Source organism: Sorangium sp. So ce836 (assembly GCF_028553905.1).
Lineage (GTDB): Bacteria > Myxococcota_A > Polyangia > Polyangiales > Polyangiaceae > Sorangium > Sorangium cellulosum_D.
Genome location: NZ_CP102233.1, coordinates 9,810,416 through 9,827,080, shown reverse-complemented (window position 1 = coordinate 9,827,080; position 16,665 = coordinate 9,810,416). Strand labels below are relative to the sequence as shown.

Below are 16,665 nucleotides of genomic sequence, written 5' to 3'. Positions count from 1 at the left end.
GAACCCCTAGGCGCTCCGCTGCCCCATCTCCTTCACGTCGGAGGGGACCCGGAGCGTTGGTTGTGTCTTCTCCTGCACCTCTCGGGCGCTCACGCCGGGCGCGAGCTCGCGCAGCACGAGCCCCTCGGGCGTCACGTCGAGCACGGCGAGATCGGTGATGATCCGGTGGACCACGCCGCGCCCGGTGAGGGGCAGCGCGCACTCGGTCAGGATCTTGGGCGCGCCGTTCTTCGCCGCGTGATCCATGATCACGACGACGCGCTTCGCGCTCACCACGAGATCCATCGCCCCGCCCATCCCCTTCACCATCTTGCCGGGGATCATCCAGTTGGCAAGATCGCCCTTCTCGGAGACCTCCATGGCCCCGAGGATCGCGAGGTCGATGTGGCCGCCCCGGATCTGCGCGAACGACTCGGCGCTCGAGAAGATCGCCGAGCCGGGGAGCATGGTCACCGTCTCCTTGCCGGCGTTGATGAGGTCCGGATCCTCCGCGCCCTCGGCGGGGTACGGGCCGATGCCGAGCAGCCCGTTCTCGCTCTGGAGCACCACCTCGATCCCCGCGGGGATGTAGTTGGCGACGAGCGTCGGCATCCCGATGCCGAGGTTGACGTAGTAGCCGTCCTTGAGCTCCAGCGCGGCGCGCTGCGCGATCTGTTCCCGCGTGAGTCCCATCGTGTCCCCTGTCCCGGCCCCGCGCCTAGGCGGCCGGCGCCTTGCGCACCGTGCGCCGCTCGATCCGCTTCTCGAAGCGCTCGCCCTGGAAGATCCGGTGCACGAAGATCCCGGGCGTGTGGATGTGGTCCGGGTCGAGCGAGCCGACCTCGACGAGCTCCTCGACCTCGGCGATCGTCACCTTCGCGGCCATCGCCATCATGGGGTTGAAGTTCATGGCGGTGTGGCGGTAGACGAGGTTGCCGAACCGATCGCCCCTCCAGGCCTTCACGAGCGCGTAGTCGCCCCGGATGGCCGGCTCGAGCACGTAGTCGCGGCCGTCGAACTGCCGCACCTCCTTCTTCTCGGAGTACTTCTTCACCGTGCCGTCGGGGTTGTAGAGCACCGGCAGCCCGCCCTCGCTGATGGCCGTGCCCGCCCCGGTCGGGGTGTAGAACGCGGGGATCCCGGCGCCCCCGGCGCGGATGCGCTCGGCCAGCGTGCCCTGCGGCGTGAGCTCGACCTCGAGCTCGCCGCTCAGGTACTGCCGCTCGAACTCCTTGTTCTCGCCGACGTACGACGAGATCATCTTCCGGATCTGGCGGTTCTGCAGGAGGATCCCGAGGCCGAAGCTGTCGACCCCGCAGTTGTTGGACACGACCACGAGGTCCTTCGTGCCGAGCTCGCGGAGCGCGGCGATGCAGTGCTCCGGGATGCCGCAGAGCCCGAAGCCGCCCGAGAGGATCGTGGCGCCGCCGGGGATGTCCCGCACGGCGTCCAGCGCGCTCTTGTAGACCTTGTCCATGGCCGACCGAGAGGTACCCCAACTGGCCGCGAGGCAAAAGCCTCCGCTGCGGCCGCGGTACGCCGCGACGCCGGGACGCCGCGGCGCGGCACGGGGGCCGGGCGGCGCCGGCTTCTTGGCCCGGCCCGCCGAAACCCCGTAACGCACCGGTGTGCCTCGACCGATCTCCGTGCTGTTCACGATCCTGGCGCTCTCCTTGCCCGGCGCCCCGGCGGCCGCCGCGGCGCCGGACGCCCCGGCGCGCTCTGCCGCGGGGGCGCCGGCGGGCTCGAAGGCGCGCTCTGCCGCGGGGGCGCCGGCGGGCTCGAAGGCGCGCTCTGCCGCGGGGGCGCCGGCGGGCTCGAAGGCGCGCGGCGGCTCGGGCACGCGGCCACGCGCGGCGGCCCCGCGCGCGCGGCTCACGACCGACATCGGCAAGGGCCACCGCCCCCGCGCCGGCGGCGCAGGGCCGAGATCGACCGAGCCGGCCAAGACGAAGGCCCCGCCCAAGCCGCCCGCCACGTCGGTCGGCCACCCGAACGAGGGGCACCTCGAGGGCGGCGTGCGGCTCGACACCTCGCGCAAGGACATCCGCGTCGTGCCCGCCTACGCCCACGCCGACGTGCGCTGGGGGCTGCCGGCGCTCGTCGGCATGATCGAGCGCGCGGCGCGCGGCGTGGCCAAGCGCTTCCCGGGCGCCGTGCTCGAGGTCGGCGACCTGTCGCGCCAGCACGGCGGCGACGTCCACCGCCACAACTCCCACGAGAGCGGCCGCGACGTCGACCTCGGCTTCTACGCGCTCGACGGCCGCGGCAAGCAGATCCACGCGCCGTACTTCCTGCGCTTCAACGCCCGGCTCGCCTCGACCAACCTGCCCGGGGCGCGCTTCGACCTGCCGCGCAACTGGCTGCTCGTGCAGCACCTGCTCACCGATCCCCGCGCCCACGTGAGCCACATCTTCATCTCCGATCCTCTGCGGCACGCGCTGATCGCCCACGCCAAGCGCATCGGCGTCTCCCGCGAGCTGATCGTCCGCGCGCAGCTCGCCATGATGCAGCCGACGGGCTCCGAGCCGCACGACGACCACATGCACGTGCGCATCTCCTGCCCGAGCGCCATGCGCGGCAGCTGCATCGAGCTCGCGAAGAACGCCCCCTCGTTCCGCACGCGCGCGCGCATGGCGAAGGCGGCCAAGGGGCTCCGGACCCCGGCGTCCCCGCGCGCGGGGGCCGCGCGCCCGCAGGCCGCGCCCGCGCCGGAGCGGCCCCGCGAGGCCGGCGCGAGCGGGCGCGACGCCGCGAAAGGCGCGCGCCGCGAGGACCCGCGCCGTGAGGACCCGCGCCCCGAGAAGGCCGAGCGCCGCGCTCCGCCCCGCGCGGGCGAGGCCGACGCGATCCCCCTCGCCGCCGCGCGCGCGGCAGCGCAGCAGCCCATGGGCGGCCTCGACCTGTCCTTCCTGCGGCCCTCCACGTCCCAGGAGGACGTCGAGGCCGATTCGGACGGCGCCGACGCGAGCGGCGCGCTCGACGAGAGCGGCGCGCTCAAGATCACGGACTGAGCCCGCCTCCCCCCGCGCGACGCCGCGGCAACGTGCAGCTAACGCATTGCATTGCAGGTGGTTCCGCAATCTGGGATCGGGACGCCATCGTGTCTTTACCGCGACAGAAGACCTCGGGCAGACTGGGGCGAAATCATGGGGGTGCTCATGCGGCAAGCGGACTCCCACACCTCGATTCCCACGCTTCCATCCGCTCCGTCGCTCGTCGCGAAGGAGCATGATCGCCGGGCGCTGTTCGCGGCGCTCACCTTCGTCGACAAGCCTCCCCGGAGCGCGGCGGCGCTCTCGGGCTGGTTCGAGAAGCACCTCGTCGCGCCCGGGCGGATGCGGCGCCCGACCTATGTGACGGAGGGCTTCTCCATGCAGGTGGCGCTCGGCCCGGCCGCCCCGGAGGATTCGGACGAGCCCGAGCTCCAGGCGCTCGTCGAGGCGGCGCGGTTCCGGGGGCTCTCCTCGCTCCGCGCCCTCATGCCGCCCGCCGCGGACGACCGCTTCCTCGCCGCGGCGATCGACGACGGCCGCGTGCGCCGCGCCGGCGACGGCGCGCTCTGGGAGCCGTGCCCGCGCGAAGAGGACCTGCTCAGCGACATCGTCCTCAGCCTGTTCGCCGCGGATATCCTGAGCTACCGCGAGTTCCACGACGCCTACCTCTGCGTCTGCAAGACCTGCCTCCGCATCGACTTCGATCCGAGCCGCTCCGGCCGGACCGGCTGCCCCGAGCACCAGCCGACCGCCACGGTCAACGTGATGCGCCGCAGCCGCCCGCCGCTCTGACGCCCGGCCCGCGGTCGCACGCGACGACGCGCCGGCGCGGCGCGGGGGCTCGGCGGGCGCGGCTCAGAGGCAGCCGAGCCGGCACCGGGACGCCTGCTCCAGGCACGTCGACAGGCAATTCTGGTAGCGCTGGTACTGGCTGCCCTGCGTGGGCTCCTTGCCGCATTGCGTCGCCCTGCACGCCTGGTGGCGCCGCTCGCACGCCCCCACGCACCCGGAGTTGCCGCCGGCGGGCGCGTTGGCGGCCGCGGCGGCCGCGCGCGGCGCCGCCCCGGGGGCGTCCGGCCGGGCGGCCGGAACCTCTGCCGGCGCGTCGCTCCCCTGCGCCGGGGCCGCCCGCTGCGCCGCGTGGGTGGGCGCCGGCCCGCAGCGCTCGAAGGCGCGGCGCATCACGTCGTCCGCGGCGCCGGGCGGGATCTCGCACGCCCGCGCCACGCTCTCGATCCGGCGCTCGATCGCGGCGGCCGCGCGCGCCGCGACCCCGTCCGGCCGGGCGGTGGTCGGCGGCGCGGGCGCGGCGCTCGCGGCCGCGGCGCTCGCGGGCGCCGCCTCGCCGTCCGGCGCGCTCGACGCCCGGCCGATCAGGAAGGCGACGACCAGGCTGGCCACCACGAGCCCCAGCGCGGCGAGCAGGAGCCGCGAATCGACGCGGCGCGCGGCCCGCGCCGGCGCGCGCTCGGCGGCGCCCGGCGGTACGGCCGGGCGCGCCGGCCCGCCGGCGCCGCGCGGCCGCGCCGCCGCGGGCTCCGGCGTGGGGACGGTCGGCGTCCGTGTGGTCGGCGGGATCGGCGGCGGCGCCAGCGTCGGGACCTCGGTGGGGGGCGAGGGCACCGGCAGCGGCGCGAGGTTCGGCAGCGGCGCCGGCCGCGGGATGTCGGCGTGCGCCTGTGCGATCGACGAGGCGGGCGGCACCGTCGGCATGTCGGGCCACTCCACGAGCGGCCGCACCGCGCGGAGCTGCTCGACGAGCGACCAGAGCTCGCGCCGCTGCTCGAAGCGGCGGACGAGCTCGTGCGCCGCCCCCTGCATCCCCCTGTCCCAGGGGATGTCGGGCACGCCGAGCTCTTCTGCGAAGCGGCGCAGCTCGGCCAGGCTGAAGCAGGCCGCGATGCGCCCGCGGATCTCCGCGGCATTGCGCGCCGTGCTACCGGCGCGCGGCGGCGTCCCCGTGACCTCGTCGTCCACGCCCCGCAGCTTACCGCACGCGCCACCGAAGCCGAACCTGGTATAGGCTCGGGACATCGTGTCCCGCGCTGCGGCACCCGAGGACGCGGAGGCAGGGAGATGAGCCGAGGGGAGTGCCCCGCGCTGCGGCACCCGGGGACGTGGAGGCCATGGAGATGAGCCGAGAGGACAGTGCAACTGGCGCAGCGACGCCCGCCCGCGCACCGCTCGTCGGGCGCGAGGCCGAGCTGTCGGCGCTGGCCCGCGCCCTCGACGCGGTCGAGCGGGAGCGCTCGACGCGGACCGTGACGCTCGTCGGTCCGCCGGGCATCGGCAAGAGCCGGCTCGCGCGCGAGTTCCTCGAGGGGCGGCGCGAGGGCTCCGCCGCGCTGCGCGTCTACTCGGGCGCCGCCGGCGACGTGGCGTCCGCGTACGGCATCTTCGCGCGGCTCCTGCGCGCCCGCTTCGGCCTCTCGGACGCCATGGACAAGGACGCGGCCCGCGCCGAGGTCCGCGCGCAGGTCGCGCACGTGATGGGCGACCGCAAGGTCGGCGACGTCATCTACTTCCTCGGCCAGTTCATCGGGCTCGCGTTCGGCGACAGCCCGCTCACGCGCGCGGTGCAGGACGACCCGGCGCAGGGCGACCTCATCCGCCGCGCCGTGCTGAAGGCGTTCCTCGAGGCGGACGCGGCCCAGGGCCCCATGTGCCTCCTCTTCGAGGATCTCCACGCGGCCCACGACGACTCGCTCGCGCTCCTGCGCTACCTCATCGAGTACCTCGCGGGCCCGATCCTGATCGTCGGCGCGGCCCGCCCGGAGCTGCTCACCCGCCAGGACGACTGGGGCAAGGTCGGCGAGCGGCGCCACGCGCTGCTCGAGCTCACGCCGCTCGGCGAGGCCGAGGCGGCGGAGCTGGCGCGGGCGCTGCTCGCGCCCTGCACCCCGCGCGGCGGCGAGGACGTCGTCGTCGTCGACGCCGCGGGGGCGGAGTCGCAGGCCCGGCCGGGCGCGCCGCCCGAGCTCGTCGAGGCGGCCTGCGCCTTCGCGAACGGCAACCCGGCGCTCATCGAGCAGATGGTCCGCATCTGCCACGACCAGGGCGTGATCGAGGAGCTCGCGCCCGACTCGGGCGGGCCGCGCTGGCGCGTGCACCTCGGGAAGCTGTCGACGGCGCGCCTCCCGGCGACGGTCGAGGACGCCGTGAACGTCCGCCTCGCCGCGCTCGATCACGACTGCCGGCAGCTGCTCGAGCAGGCCGCGACCATCGGCCCGGTGTTCTGGAGCGGCGCGCTGTTCGTGCTCGGCCGGGCCGGCTGCCAGGCGCCCGAGCTGTGGGGCGAGGAGCAGAGCGACAAGGATCTCGACCGGATCAACGCCGCGCTCCGCGCGCTGTGCGACCGCGGCTACCTGCGCAAGCAGGGCGAGTCGAGCTTCGCGGGCTCGGACGAGTACGTGTTCGTGCACGACAAGGAGCGCGAGGCGCTCCAGAAGCGGATGAGCGCCGCGGCCCAGCGGCGGTACCACCACGCGATCGCCGAGTGGCTGGAGCAGCAGGTGGCGGTGCGCGCCAGCGAGGAGCTGCTCGCCGAGCTCGCGACGCACCGCGAGCGCATCGGCGACGCGGTGCGGGCGGGGCTGTCGCTGCTCGACGCCGGGGACGTGGCGCGCGGGCGCTACTCGAACGCGAAGGCCGCGGAGTACTACGCGCGCGGGCTGTCGCTGCTCGGCGACGCGCACGTCGCGCGGCGCATCGACGCGCTCCACGACTACGGCGACGTCCTGCAGCTCGCCGGGCGGATCGACGACGCGCTCGCCGCCTTCCGCGAGATGCTGACGCTCGCCTACCGGCTCGACAACCGGCGCAAGGGCGGCGCCGCGCACAACCGCATCGGGCGGCTCTACCGCGACAGCGGCTCGCTCGACGAGGCCGGCAAGCACCTCACCACCGCGCTCCGCCTGTTCGAGGGCGCGCGGGACGAGCGGGGGATCGCGTCGACCATCGACGACATCGGCAAGCTGCACTGGCTCCGGGGCGAGTACCAGGAGGCGCTCAAGTGGCTGCGCGACGCGCTCGCCCGCCGCGAGCGGATGGGCGACCGCCGCTCGATAGCGCTGTCGCTGAACAACCTCGGGCTCGCCCTGCAGGACTCGGGGGAGTTCAAGCAGGCGCTCAACACGTTCGAGCGGTCGCTCGCGATCCGGCGCGAGATCTCGGACCTGCTCGGGGTCGTGGTGAGCCTGAACAACCTCGGGATGATCGCCCAGGATCAGCGCGACCACCGCCGCGCCCTGAAGCTCTTCGAGGAGGCGCTGGAGGTGGCGCGGCAGGTCGGCGACCGCAACCGGACGGCGCTCATCCTGACGAACATCGGGGGGACGCTCTACCGGAGCGGCGATCCCGACGAGGCGGTGCGGGTGCTGCAGCAGGCCGAGGAGCTCTGTGACGAGCTGGGCGACCGGCTCGGCCTGGCGGAGGCGCGGCGCGCGCTCGGGAAGGCGTACATGCTCCGGGGCGACCTGGAGAAGGCGCGCGACTCGATCAGCCGGGCGGTGGACCTGTTCGCCTCGGTGCGGAGCAAGGTGCACCTCGGCATCGCGCTCCGGACGCTCGGCGAGATCACGGCGGCGGGCGGCTGGGGCAGCGCGAACACGAAGAGCGCGCGCGCGTATTTCGCGCGGTCGGTGAGCATCTTCGAGGAGACGGGGAACGAGCTGGAGCTCGCGCGCACGTTCCAGGCCTACGCGCGGTTCTTGACGACGGACCGGAGCTTCGTGGCGAACATGGCGGCGCGGCGCGAGGCGGTGACGATGAACGAGCGGGCGGAGGCGATCTTCGGGCGGCTGAAGATCACGTCGATGCGCTTCGAGGACGAGCCCACGCTGCCGACAGGGCCGCCGGGGCTCGCGAAGCAGCCGGTGTCCTCGCCGAGCCCGGGGCGGGCCACGGCGGAGGAGCCGTCGTTTCCGAGCCCGGGGCGGGCGTCCACGTCCAGCTAGCTCGAGCGATCCTGCGGCGCGGTGATACACCTGCCGGGTGAAGGCCCACCACGAGAAGCGCGCCTCCGATTCGGTCACGACCATGACCGAGTACGTCCTGCCGACGCACGCGAACGCGCTCGGAACGATCTTCGGCGGGCAGGTGCTCGCCTGGATCGACCTGTGCGCCGCCATCTGCGCGCAGAGGCACACCGGCAGCACCGTCATCACCGCCGGCATCGACGACCTCTCGTTCGACCGCGGGAGCAAGGTCGGTCAGGTCGTGCGCCTGTCCGCGCGGGTGACCGCGACCTTCCGCACGTCGCTCGAGATCCTGGTGTCCGTCGAGGGGGAGGACGCAGCCACGGGCGACGTCTGGCCCATGGTCACGGCCTTCGTGACGTTCGTGGCCGTCGACGCGTCGCTGCGGCCGACCGCCGTACCGCCGCTCCGGCTGGAGACGGACGAGGACCGCCGCCTCGCCGAGGCCGCGGCGGAACGGCGCGCGCGACGGCTCTCCCGGCGCGGAAGCGGCCGCAGCGCGTGAGCGCCGGCGCGCCGGCGCGGGGGGCGAGCGCCGGTGCTACTTCTTCTTGAACCGGTCGGGATTCCCGAGGAACTCGAAATGCATCGTGTCCTCGAGGTCGTCGTGGCCCAGCCAGTCGAAGCCGTAGCGCTCGAACGCCTTGATCCAGCAGCGGGACAGGGACGTGCGCTCGTACGCGGTGCGTTTCTTCTCCTGGCACAGCGGGCTCGTGGGCCACGGATCGACGCAGCCGCAGCACGGGTTCCGGTCAGGATCGATATCGATGGCGATGCCGAACAGGTGGTTCGAGATCTCCGCGCCCCGGTAGCTGTTCGCCGTGCGGAACCCGCCGACCGCGCGCGGCGTGTAGCGGCGGGACTTGCTGGAGCACGTCGCGCGGATCCGCTTCTCCACGCAGTGGAGCGCGGGCGCGATCTTCTCGTGGACGGAGACCGGCAGACCCATGAACTGCACGGTCTTCGCCTGGGAGTGGGCGCTCTCGGAGTTGTGACGCCGCGTCTCCTCGGTCTCGACGTGGCCGTAATGCTCGGCGAGGTAGCGGACCGCCTTCGCGTGCTTCCTCGGGTCGAGCATGCCCTTCTGGACGAAGGTGCGCCGCTTCAGGAACTTCTGCGGGCTCTGCACGCGGCATTCGTACTGCGTCGTCTTCTTGTTCTTGCTCTTGCCCCGCGCGGCCTCCTTCGCCTCGGCGACGGGCCCGCCGCCGAGCCCCGAGGGGCCGACCGCGAGCAGGGCGAGCGCTGCTGCCACGAGCACGTGCACCCGTGTCCGGCCGTTCGCGTTCACGCGCGGAGGTTAAGCAGGCCGGGTCAGGGGCGGCAAGGACTTGCCGCAGGTCCCCGTCAGGAGATCACCGTCAGGTGACAGGGCGTACCCTCTCGGCCCGCTGCGCACTGCGTCGCGGCGGCCGTGCCGCCACGGTGGCGACCGCGCCGCGAGGGCGCTCGCGGCCGCGCCGCCGCGGCGCAGCGATCGGGCTCATGGGGTGGACCACGGCGAGCAGATCTCCACGAGCACGCCGTTCAGGTCGCGCACATAGGAGACGCGCTGGCCCCAGGGCATGTCGTGGGGCTCCGCGACGGGCGCGGCGCCGGCCTGGACCGCGCGCGCGAACGCCGCGTCGACGTCCTTGCTGGTCACGGCGATCTCGAACCCAGCGGGACGCGCGCCGGGCCGGTTCTTCACGAACTCGGGCAGGTGCTTCTGGACGAACTCCTCCCGCACGAACCCGAGCGGCACGTCGCCCTGCATCTCGCAGTAGTCGTTGCCGCCGGAGACGAACTTGCGCTCGAAGCCGAACGCGCGCTCGTAGAACGCCGCGGCTTCCACCGCGTCGGGCACATAGACGATCACGCCACCCAATCCTGTCTTCATCAGAGCCTCCTCGCGGGGCTTCCGCCCACGCGCTCCGGCAACCTACGGCGGCCCTCCTGACAGCGTTCTGTCAGGAGACGCGGCGCCCTCCCGACAGCGCGCATCGCCGCGCTGCACGAGGCGCAGCGGGAGGCCGAGCGCCGGCTCATCGCAACGCGCGAGCAGCGCTCCGATGACGCAGCGCCGGACAGCGTGGTGCAGATTCTGCGCAGCGATCACGTTCAGGCCGAGCGCGCGCGAAGCCGCGGCAGCTCGACGAGCTCTTCATGGCCGAGGAGCCCTCGCTGCGCGCGGGGAGCGCCGCGATCTCGTCCTGCCGGTGCGCGGATGACGCGTTTGACGCGGTGTTCCTTCGGCCAGGGCGCTCGCGGATGTGTCTCCGCACACGCGCGCTCGCGGCGGGCGCGGAGGTCGGTGCCGTCCTGGCCATCGGCCCCGGTTGCACCGCTGAAGCGGCGTTTCATCCATGCAAGGGAAATCCGCCATGAATCCCCTTGTTCGTGCGGTGACTCGTTCCGGGATCGAGCGGCATGGCCGTTGCACCATCGGGAGTGTTCCCTTCGCTGCGGTGGTTGCCGCAAGCGGCCCCGTGTTGAGATTTTTTCGCCGCGAGCTCCATATGAAAGAGGTCCGCAGCGACCAGCGCCGGCAAGCAAACGAGACGCCGATTCCCAGGAGCGGTGTCATGCGCACCGTGCCTCGAAGCGTCATGCCGGCGAGCGCACCGGCCGCCGAGGGGCCGCTCGTGGGGCCGAACGGTGCGTCCTTCGAGGTGCGTCCGTCCGATCCGCTCCTCGGCAACATCGACATCGACGCCGTGGTGGCGGCGGTCCCCGAGTTCTACGCGATGAAGGGGATGTTCTTCAACGCGCTGGCGGCGACGCTCGGGGAACGGTTCGCGCAGGTAGTGACGACGCTGTCGAGCCCGCCGCGGGGCGGGCTTTACCTGCCGTTCTCGGACTATCCGATGCGCGACTTCCTGCGTGTCTACGACGCCGCCGCCCGGCTCTCGCACCCGAACCGGAGCTCGCGCGAGGCCTACCGCCGCCTTGCGCGGCAGCAGGTCGCGGCGTTCCGGGAGAGCGCGCTCGGTCGGATCACGATGCACCTGGCGACCGACCCGGGCGCCGCGCTGATGCGCTACACGGGCAGCCTCGGCGCGCTCGTGAAGGGGCCGTCGGCCAGGGCGCGGCAGCTGGGGCCGTCGGAGGTGCAGGTCGACATCGGCAGCTTCCGCGGGATGCTGGAATACCCGCTCGGGAATTTCGAGGCGCTCGTCATGGGGTACGGGGCCAAGCCGACCATCGCCGTCGAGGTGCGAGGGCCGGACGCGCTGCAGTTCGTGGTCAGCTGGTAGGGCCCCGCGCCGGCGGGCCCGCGCCGGAGAGCCCGCGCCGGAGAGCCCGCGCCGGCGGGAGGGTCAGCGCGGCGGGGGCGGGTGGGCGCTCGGCCATCCGCCAAGACGGGCGGCGCGGGAGCTTGCGCTGAGAACACCACCCGGCATGTCTCCCTTCGGGCCACGCCACCTGGGACGTTGTGTTGCGCGCCACATAAGGCGCGCCTGGGACGCTGAGCCCTCTGGGAACTTATGGCACCTCGGTCGGTGCTCGCCGCGCCCACCCGCCCCCGCCGCGCTGACCCTCCCGCCGGCGCTACGGTGGTGTAAAGGGGGGCAATCCGGTCGCGGAGCGAGCGGCGGGGAGCGGACACGGCGGCTCATACCGACGTCGCCGAAACCGCATGACAGGGCGAGCGCCGGCACCGCCGGCGGTACGAGATTCTGCTTTCGGACGGAATCAACCTGCTTGTCGCGAGCGCCCCGTGTGGCGGAGGGCGTACGCGATGCCGCTTTGCAAGGTGCCGAGCGTGGTGATTCCGGACAGGTCCACGCCGAGCGTGACCAGCGTCTGCGCCACGTCCGGACCGACGCCGGTGAGCACCACGCGGGTGCCGAGCAGCTGGGCGGCGCGCGCGGTCCGCGTCAGCGCGTCCGCAACGTGCGTGTCGACCGCGCGTACACCCGTGACGTCCAGGATCGCGGTGTGGGCGCCGTGATTGCTGATGCCGGCGAGCAGCGTCTCCATGATCTGCGCTGCGCGCGCGGTGTCGATCGTCCCTACCAGCGTCATCGCCACCACCCGATCGGCGATCGGGATGAGCGGCGTGGACAGCTCCCGGAGGGCGGCCTGCTGGGCGACGATGATCTTCTCCTGCAGCGCGGCCCGTTCGGCCTCAGCGTGCCTCAGCGACGTGGTGTTGGTGACGACGCCGCCGAGGCCGATCGTCTCGCCACGCCCGTCGAGGATGGGGAATTTGACCGTGGAGAAATGAATGCTCGTATCGCCGAGCAGCAGGACCTCCTCGCACTGTATCGCCTTCCCCCCGGTAAGCACATCGCGCTCCCTCGCCACGACCTCGTCCGTGGCCTCGGGGGCCAGGGGGCTCAACTCATGTTCCTTCTTGCCGATGACGTCGACGACGTGCCTCCGATAGACCTCCGCGTGAGCGCGGTTGGTGAAGACATATCGCCCGTCGATGTCCTTGATGAAGATGGAGTCGCGCGAGTGGTCCACCAGCTGAAGCAGCAGCTGAAGCCGCCCGAGCAGCGCGTGCTCCCTCCTCGGCGGGTCGCTGGCGTCCTCCACGATCGCCGCGATCTCGCGCGCGGCGCCGCGGTCATCGCGCAGCACCGCGTAGGTCCACCGGCAGAGGCGCGCCTGCCCGTCTTTCGTCCTGCCCTCGCTCGTGACCGAGGCGAACCGGTTCTCCGCCCAGTCGAGCATGAGCGCGCGCACCGCGTCCGGGGACACCGGATCTGCGGCCACGAGGTCGGAGAGCGCGCGACCGACGGCCTCGCCCCCGCTCCAGCCGAAGACGCGCTCGGCGCCATCGTTCCACCGCGTCACCGTGCCATCGGGGCGCCAGCGGATCTGCGCTGGCTCCGGCGTGAGCAGCCACGCGAGCGCGGCGAGCGCGGCGTGAGCGTCCTCGCTCGCCGCGCCGCGCGGCGCTACCTCCTCGCCCGCAGGGCCGTTGGACCGCTCCGCGAGCGCCGTCTCCAACTCCTGCACGCGCGCGCGCAGCGCCGTGATCTCTGCCCTGAGCCGCCCGGTTTCCCCCAGCCCGTCGTCCACCATTGGTCAGTCGCTCGACTGTATGCGGAGCGTGCGCGCGTTTGCAAGGTTATCGCGGAGCGTACGCCGCTCGGGGCAAACCGAGCGTCGCCTGGCCCACAATAACGACCGGCATCGACCCGAGCTTCTGGCACACGAGGTCGTGTCGCCACGCGCGCGAGGACGACCCGCAGTACGGTGGATGTCAGCGGATCGAGAGGGCGCTCACATCGGCTCGGGCTCGTTGGGCTCGGCCTTCTTCCTGGCGCTGGCGGCACGGGACCGCTGCTCGGCGCGCCGCGCTTCTTCCGCCGCGTCCTCGTACGGCGAGAGCAGCCGCTCGCGGAGCAGCGCGTGCGTCTCGTCCCTGTCGTCGTCGTACTCGGCGTGGACCTGGACCATGAGCGTGCCGTAGGCCTCGTGCCACGCCTCCACCGCCCTGATCGCCGGATCGGCGCTCTTGGCCTCACGCTGCGGGCGGCGGATTATCGAGCGGTCGAGGGCTGCGGCTTCTTGAAGTAGCGGACGGTGATTGGCGGCGTCCAGGCAGGGATCGGCGCTCCATACCGGTCTTTTGATGGCACGTAACGTTTCGTCATTGCGCACTCGGCTGCGGCCGATCCGAAGCCGTAGCCAGAGTCCTGCAGCACCATTGCCTGTCGGGGAAAGCCGTCGAGCTCGACGTAAACCCTCACGACAGCGGTGCCCTCGTCGATGCCGTTCTTGTCTGCCTCCTCGGGAAAGGCACAGGCCCACGTTCCACGGCGTGCCGGGAGCTTGCGCGCTTCGTCCTGCTGCGCGGCACCCGGCGTCGCGGCCGTCGTGGCCTCGCATGCGGTCGTGGCCCATAGGGGCAGGAGCAGAAGCGTCGCCATCACGCGGCTGGAGCGTTCCATCAGGAGACGATATCACCGAGCGACTGCGGTGGCGTCGCCGCGCTGCCTCGCGCGACGACGCATGGGCGCCTCGTCCCAGGGCGAGAGACCACGGCGAGATGGGGTGTGGCGGAGAACGACGCAAGCGAGGCGCGCTTTTGCCCACGTGCAGATGGGACAGCCAAAGGGCCGCCGATCCATCTCCCCTCATCTCGGCACCCACCCTCGTCCGAGCTCCACACCCGAGTCGCAGCTCCCCCCGGAACACAGGTGCAACGTTCCCATGGCGCTGCAGCTCCCCCGCGCGCCGCCGGCATCCTCCCGGCCGACCTTGCGCCCGACCCCTCCCTTTGCGAGGGTCTCTGCCGGGCCGCCGAGCCCGTCCCGAGGACCACGCCCGATGACCACCAGCGAGATCGCGCTCTTCGTCTACGACAACCTCATGAAGGGCGAGGACCAGCACGAGTGGCTCGCGGCGGCCCGCCCGCTCGGCGCGGCGACCACGACCCCCCAGTACGCGCTCGTCGACCTGGGCACGAGCGGCGCCCTCGTCGAGGGCGGGCTCGTCGCCGTGACCGGCGAGCTCTACGCCATCGCGCCCGCCGCGCTCGCCGCGCTCGACGTGCACCGGGGGCACCCGATCCTGCACCGGCGAGCCGCCGTCCGCCTCGCCGACGGGCGGGAAGCCCAGGCCTACCTGCTCTCGATGGAACAGGCGGCAGGGTGCCGCCGCGTCCGCGAGGGCGACTGGCGGAAACGCCGCGGCGCGTCCGGCGCCGCGCGAACCCGGGACAACAGCCCGCTCGTGAGCTGGGCAAAACGACGCTTCGATCCCTCCCGCTGACCGACCGCGCTGACCGACCGCCGCCGGCACGCGCCACACACCTCCGCCCGCTCGCTCGCGCGGCCTGCGCGTCCGCTCCGCCTGCTCGCTCGCGCCGGCCTCATCGCCCACGCCGCCCCATCGCTTCGACGTTCCATCCGCTCGAGCGGCACCGCTCTCCTCAGGTGCTAGGCCAAAGACGGAGGGACGCATGACGACGATCGCGGCGCATGACCGGCCCCCGGGCACCCACGGAGAGCCTGCTGCTGCGGCCGCCGCCCAGCTCGCGGCGGCGATTGTCGCGGCGTCCGCCGCGCTCTCGGGGAAGCGCGATCCGCGCCAGATCCACGACGCCATCGTCGAGCAGGCCACCCTGCTGCTCGGCGCCGACCTCTCGCTCCTCCACGACGCGCCCACGCCGGCCGACGGCGTGCGCGCGATCCGCCTGCTCGCCGCCTCCGGCCCGCCGGGCGCGCTCGCCGGGGCGCTCGACGATCTCACGAGCACCCCGTCCCTCGCCCTGCACGCCGCGGAGAGCCGCCGCATCGAGCTCGCCGCGGCGGACGAGGCAGCCCTCGAGCGCTTCGCCGACGTGCGCGCGATCGACGCCCGCCTGAAGGGCTGCTGGGTGCTGGCCGCCCCCCTGCTCGCCGCCGAGCGGCTGCTCGGCGTCCTCACCTGCGCGTTCGGCGGCCGCAGCGCGCCCTCGGCGGAGCTCCTCTCGCGCGTCCAGGCCCTCGGCGCGCTGTTCGCCCTCGCGCTCGCCTCCGCCGAGCGCGAGGGCGAACAGCGCGACGAGCGCCAGCCCCACCGCGCGCCCGCCGACGCCGTCGGCAGCTCGGACGCGCAGCCGCGCGCCGAGGCGCTCCTCCGCGACGCCCAGGCCGCGCTCCACGAGGTGAACGCCCGCCTCGCGGCGGAGCAGCAGTGGCTGCGCAGCATCATCGAGGACTTCCCCGTCGCGATCGCGGTCTTCGACGAGCGCGGCGGCCGCTCGCTCGTCGCGAGCCGCCGCTGCGAGCAGCTCTGCGACGGCGCGCACCCCCTCGCGACGCCCGCGCCCGCCCGGCGCGCGCTCCTCTGCGCGCCCGGCGGTCGGCCCCTCCTGCACCACGAGATGCCCCTCGTCCGCGCCGCGCGCGGCCAGGGAATGACCTGCACGGAGCTGTGGTTCCGGCGGAGCGACGGGAGCCATATCCCCGTCGTGGTGAGCGCCGGCCCCATCCGCGACGACCAGGGCACCATCCTCGGCGCCATCGCCAGCTACGAGGACGTCACCCATTTCATCGAGCGCGAACGGCTCCGCGAGGAGTGGCTCTCCATCGTGGCGCACGACCTCAAGCAGCCGCTCACCGCGATCACCGCGTGCGCGGGCATGCTGTCACGACGATCCGAGGCCGCCGACGTCCGGGGCTCTAGCCGGAAGATCCTGGCCAGCGTCCAGCGCATCGAGCGGATGGCCGAGGACCTGCTCGACGCCTCCAAGCTCGAGGCGCGCCGCTTCTCCCTCGAGCGGCGGCCGATGGACCTCTGCGCCCAGCTCCGCGCCGCCGTCGAGCTCGCCACCATGGAGCGGCCGGCGCGCGCCGTCGTGTTCGCCGCCGACGAGGACGTGCCGCCCGTCCACGCGGACGCGGCGCGCGTCGACCAGGTGGTCGGCAACCTCCTCCTCAACGCCGCCAAGTACGGCGACCCGAGCGCGCCGATCCGGGTGACGCTCTCGCGCCGGGACGCCGAGGTGGAGGTCGCGATCGAGAACCGCGGGCCGGGCATCCACCCGGACGAGCTGCCGAAGCTCTTCCAGCGCTTCCAGCGGCTCACGTCGGGCCCGTCCAGGAAGAACCTGCCCGGCACGGGCCTCGGGCTCTACATCTGCAAAGGCATCATCGAGGCGCACGGCGGCCGCATCTGGGCGCGGAGCGAGCCGGACGAGACCACGTCGTTCCACTTCACGCTCCCGCTCGCGGAGGCGCCTCCGGACGGCTGACCTCGCGCCCGCGGCGCGGCGCCTGCTGACGCGAGGC

At 73.3% G+C, this 16,665-nt stretch carries 15 protein-coding genes; 7 read left to right on the top strand and 8 right to left on the bottom strand.

Annotated elements, in window-relative coordinates; translation table 11 throughout:
• Positions 1 to 6 precede the first annotated feature (6 nt).
• Positions 7 to 672, bottom strand: coding sequence for a CoA transferase subunit B (locus NQZ70_RS35615; RefSeq protein WP_129578203.1), 666 nt, complete (start codon positions 670 to 672; stop codon positions 7 to 9).
• 25 nt (positions 673 to 697) lie between these two features.
• Positions 698 to 1,456, bottom strand: a complete 759-nt coding sequence (locus tag NQZ70_RS35610) for a CoA transferase subunit A (RefSeq protein WP_272826324.1) — start codon at positions 1,454 to 1,456, stop codon at positions 698 to 700.
• Positions 1,457 to 1,607: 151 nt separating this feature from the next.
• On the opposite strand from NQZ70_RS35610, the gene NQZ70_RS35605 reads away from it, so the two are divergent.
• Both NQZ70_RS35605 and NQZ70_RS35600 read left to right on the top strand, forming a co-directional pair.
• Positions 1,608 to 2,993, top strand: a complete 1,386-nt coding sequence (locus NQZ70_RS35605) for a penicillin-insensitive murein endopeptidase (protein WP_272826322.1) — start codon at positions 1,608 to 1,610, stop codon at positions 2,991 to 2,993.
• 147 nt (positions 2,994 to 3,140) lie between these two features.
• On the top strand, positions 3,141 to 3,767 hold the full coding sequence (locus NQZ70_RS35600) for a hypothetical protein (RefSeq protein ID WP_237244332.1): 627 nt from the start codon (positions 3,141 to 3,143) through the stop codon (positions 3,765 to 3,767).
• Positions 3,768 to 3,830: 63 nt separating this feature from the next.
• Here the strand turns inward: NQZ70_RS35600 and NQZ70_RS35595 are convergent, their stop codons facing one another.
• Positions 3,831 to 5,009 (bottom strand): hypothetical protein, encoded by a 1,179-nt coding sequence (locus NQZ70_RS35595; RefSeq protein WP_129578201.1) that lies wholly within the window; start codon positions 5,007 to 5,009, stop codon positions 3,831 to 3,833.
• 92 nt (positions 5,010 to 5,101) lie between these two features.
• On the opposite strand from NQZ70_RS35595, the gene NQZ70_RS35590 reads away from it, so the two are divergent.
• Positions 5,102 to 7,930 (top strand): tetratricopeptide repeat protein, encoded by a 2,829-nt coding sequence (locus tag NQZ70_RS35590; RefSeq protein WP_129578200.1) that lies wholly within the window; start codon positions 5,102 to 5,104, stop codon positions 7,928 to 7,930.
• Between the two features lie 37 nt (positions 7,931 to 7,967).
• A complete protein-coding gene (locus tag NQZ70_RS35585; RefSeq protein ID WP_129578199.1) occupies positions 7,968 to 8,456 on the top strand; it encodes an acyl-CoA thioesterase in 489 nt (162 codons plus the stop codon).
• Between the two features lie 36 nt (positions 8,457 to 8,492).
• Here NQZ70_RS35585 and NQZ70_RS35580 read toward each other — a convergent pair whose 3' ends face one another.
• Positions 8,493 to 9,242, bottom strand: a complete 750-nt coding sequence (locus tag NQZ70_RS35580; RefSeq protein WP_237244331.1) for a M15 family metallopeptidase — start codon at positions 9,240 to 9,242, stop codon at positions 8,493 to 8,495.
• Positions 9,243 to 9,434: 192 nt separating this feature from the next.
• Positions 9,435 to 9,830, bottom strand: coding sequence for a VOC family protein (locus NQZ70_RS35575; protein WP_129578198.1), 396 nt, complete (start codon positions 9,828 to 9,830; stop codon positions 9,435 to 9,437).
• Between the two features lie 685 nt (positions 9,831 to 10,515).
• On the opposite strand from NQZ70_RS35575, the gene NQZ70_RS35570 reads away from it, so the two are divergent.
• A complete protein-coding gene (locus NQZ70_RS35570; RefSeq protein ID WP_237244330.1) occupies positions 10,516 to 11,187 on the top strand; it encodes a DUF2378 family protein in 672 nt (223 codons plus the stop codon).
• A gap of 439 nt (positions 11,188 to 11,626) precedes the next feature.
• On the opposite strand, the gene NQZ70_RS35565 is transcribed toward NQZ70_RS35570, so the two are convergent.
• The 3 genes from NQZ70_RS35565 to NQZ70_RS35555 all read right to left on the bottom strand — a co-directional run bounded on the left by NQZ70_RS35565 (position 11,627) and on the right by NQZ70_RS35555 (position 13,839).
• A complete protein-coding gene (locus tag NQZ70_RS35565; RefSeq protein WP_129578197.1) occupies positions 11,627 to 12,967 on the bottom strand; it encodes a PAS domain-containing protein in 1,341 nt (446 codons plus the stop codon).
• 201 nt (positions 12,968 to 13,168) lie between these two features.
• Positions 13,169 to 13,378, bottom strand: a complete 210-nt coding sequence (locus NQZ70_RS35560; RefSeq protein WP_237244329.1) for a hypothetical protein — start codon at positions 13,376 to 13,378, stop codon at positions 13,169 to 13,171.
• Between the two features lie 50 nt (positions 13,379 to 13,428).
• Positions 13,429 to 13,839 (bottom strand): energy transducer TonB, encoded by a 411-nt coding sequence (locus NQZ70_RS35555; RefSeq protein WP_129578196.1) that lies wholly within the window; start codon positions 13,837 to 13,839, stop codon positions 13,429 to 13,431.
• A 379-nt stretch (positions 13,840 to 14,218) separates the two neighbouring features.
• Between NQZ70_RS35555 and NQZ70_RS35550 the strand changes: the two genes are divergently transcribed.
• Together NQZ70_RS35550 and NQZ70_RS35545 are read left to right on the top strand one after the other, a co-directional pair.
• On the top strand, positions 14,219 to 14,662 hold the full coding sequence (locus NQZ70_RS35550; protein ID WP_129578195.1) for a gamma-glutamylcyclotransferase: 444 nt from the start codon (positions 14,219 to 14,221) through the stop codon (positions 14,660 to 14,662).
• A 190-nt stretch (positions 14,663 to 14,852) separates the two neighbouring features.
• On the top strand, positions 14,853 to 16,628 hold the full coding sequence (locus NQZ70_RS35545; protein WP_129578194.1) for a PAS domain-containing sensor histidine kinase: 1,776 nt from the start codon (positions 14,853 to 14,855) through the stop codon (positions 16,626 to 16,628).
• Positions 16,629 to 16,665: the final 37 nt, after the last annotated feature.